At 70.7% G+C, this 2,186-nt stretch carries 2 protein-coding genes and 2 pseudogenes; all 4 read left to right on the top strand.

From position 1 onward, the window contains the following. Positions 1–204, top strand: a pseudogene (locus QZY44_RS18745) (hypothetical protein); the annotation flags it as partial. Beyond that, a complete protein-coding gene (locus QZY44_RS18740) occupies positions 201–707 on the top strand; it encodes a S26 family signal peptidase (RefSeq protein WP_295449712.1) in 507 nt (168 codons plus the stop codon). The pseudogene QZY44_RS18745 and the gene QZY44_RS18740, both read left to right, overlap by 4 nt. A 64-nt stretch (positions 708–771) precedes the next feature. Then, a complete protein-coding gene (locus QZY44_RS18735; RefSeq protein WP_295449708.1) occupies positions 772–1,947 on the top strand; it encodes a TrbC family F-type conjugative pilus assembly protein in 1,176 nt (391 codons plus the stop codon). Beyond that, positions 1,944–2,186 (top strand): annotated as a pseudogene (locus tag QZY44_RS18730) (conjugal transfer protein TraU); the annotation flags it as partial. The gene QZY44_RS18735 and the pseudogene QZY44_RS18730, both read left to right, overlap by 4 nt.

Raw genomic sequence — 2,186 nt, 5'->3', positions numbered from 1 at the left:
GTGCTGATCATCGACTCCGCGGCGGCTTTGCGCGGGTTGCCGGCCACGCAGGTCGGTCCGGCGATCATTCGGCAACGGGACCTTGCCCGCCGCCTGGCCGATGGCGGCGTGCTGGTGCTCGATCCGCAGGCGGTCGTCGCCGCGCCGGCCGGGCTGTTCCTGCGCACCGCGTCGCCACCGGCCGATCCCGGGGGCCGTCCGTGACGAACCGCATGGCCTCCCGGACCTTTGTGGTCCGCGCCGGACTGGGTCTCCTCGTCCTGGCGGCCCTCGGGCTCTATCTGGGCACCCGCTTCCGGGTCGGAATCGACAGCCAGGTGCATAAGTGCCTGCCCCCGTACAGCGTGTGGCTGATCGACCGGTATGACCGGGCACTGGTCCGCGGTGCGACCTACGGCTTTTTCGCCGGTGACGCTATGGCTCCGTTCTTCGGTCCCGGGCAGCGCGTGGTCAAACGGCTGAGGGGGCTGCCCGGGGATCAGGTGACCGTCACGTCCGAGCGGACCGCGGTCAACGGCGTCACGGTAGGCGAGGGGCTCGCACTGGCCGCCACCCTGCACCAGTCGCCGGACGCCTTCGTCCGCCAGGTGATTCTGCCCAGTGATGTGGTGTGGGTGATGGGGGATACCGCCGACAGCTTCGACTCGCGCTATTGGGGGGAGCTACCGATCGTCCAGATCGGCGGGAGGGCGTATGCGCTGTTTTAGCCCAGTTGTCGCACTGATCCTTGCCCTCGCTCACCCGGCGCAGGCGGGTCCCAATGGCGATCCAATGGGACTGCGTGCCATCCGCGATCAGGCGCAAGCGCTCGACGCGTCGGCGCGCACGACGCCACCTCCGACCTGGTTGGGCCTGACGCCCGCGACGGTGGGAGCCGCGGCCGGTGACGACCTGGGGCGCCAGGCCCTGTCGCGGATGCAGGAGGCCCCACCGGCGGTGTCGGCATGCAAGGACCTGGGTCGACTGTGCGGGGCCGATAAGGATGCCGCCGAACCGGTGGCGCGTCCAGCCGAGCGGCAGGGCGTGACCTACACCGTGCTGGTCTCCCGCAGCCTCGGGACCGAGGCGCTCCGGGCCATCTTCCGCGCGGCCACCGGTCGGGACGTGCGCTTCCTGTTTCGCGGGGTCGCCCCCGGCGAGCGCCTGATGGACATGATCAAGGAGATCCATGCGCTGCTGGATGGCATTGATCCGGTGCCGGCCGTCGAGATCGACCCCACGGTGTTTCGTGCGGCCGGCGCGACCGTGGTCCCGCTGCTGATCGCCCGCGGTCCCGATGGCGAACTGGCCCGGGTGACGGGCCTGACCGCACCCGCCTGGCTACGCGAGCAGCTCCAGGGCGGCGCTCGGGGTGACCTGGGGGTCCGCGGTCCCGCCGCCGCGATCAGCGAGGTGGACCTGATCGAGGAGCTGCAACGCCGGGTCGCCGCCTTGGACATGGACGCGTTGCGCGAAGGGGCGATCAAGCGCTATTGGCAGCGCGCGACCTTCGACACCCTGCCCGTGGTGACCGAGCCGCGCGAGCGCACCATCGATCCGACCGTCACCGCCAGCGCCGACGTGGTGCTGCCCGACGGGACCAAGGTCATCCAGGCTGGCGCGAGCGTCAACCCGCTGGACCACGTGCCTTTCACCCACCGGCTGATCGTCTTCGATGCGTCCGACCAGCGCCAGGTGGAGACCGCCCGTCGTCTGGGCGAGACCGACAGTCCGCAGCGCCCGCTGTACCTGGCGACCCGATTCGACCGCGACCAGGGTTGGGACGGTCTGCGCACCGTCGAGGACCGACTCGATGAGCCGGTGTATCTCCTGACGCCCGACGTGCGCACCCGCTTCGCCTTGGAGCGGGTGCCCGCCCTGGTCGAGGCCCGGGGGCGGGTGTTCGTCGTCCATGAGGTGCTGCCCGATCACCTGCCGATAGGGCAGCCAGTGGAGTCCAAACCATGAGCGCGTTGGCGAGTGTCAGAGTACATGGCCACGGGCGGCCGTTGTTGAGCATCTTGCTGGCATGCGGCCTCACGCTCGCCGGCACCATGCCGCGGCTGAGCCAGGCCGCCGACCCCGGATGCCCGAGTGCGGACCTGTTCTCCGGCAAGCTGATCACCGACATCTGCTGGGCCTGCCTGTTCCCGGTGCGCATCGCGGGGCTGCCCATCGGCGGCGGTCAGGTCCCGGCCGGGGCGGCG

This window comes from uncultured Thiodictyon sp. (assembly GCA_903837595.1).
Classification (GTDB): Bacteria; Pseudomonadota; Gammaproteobacteria; order Chromatiales; family Chromatiaceae; genus Thiodictyon.
The sequence above is the reverse complement of the archived record's forward strand: the minus strand, read 5'-3'. Positions and strand labels throughout refer to the sequence as shown.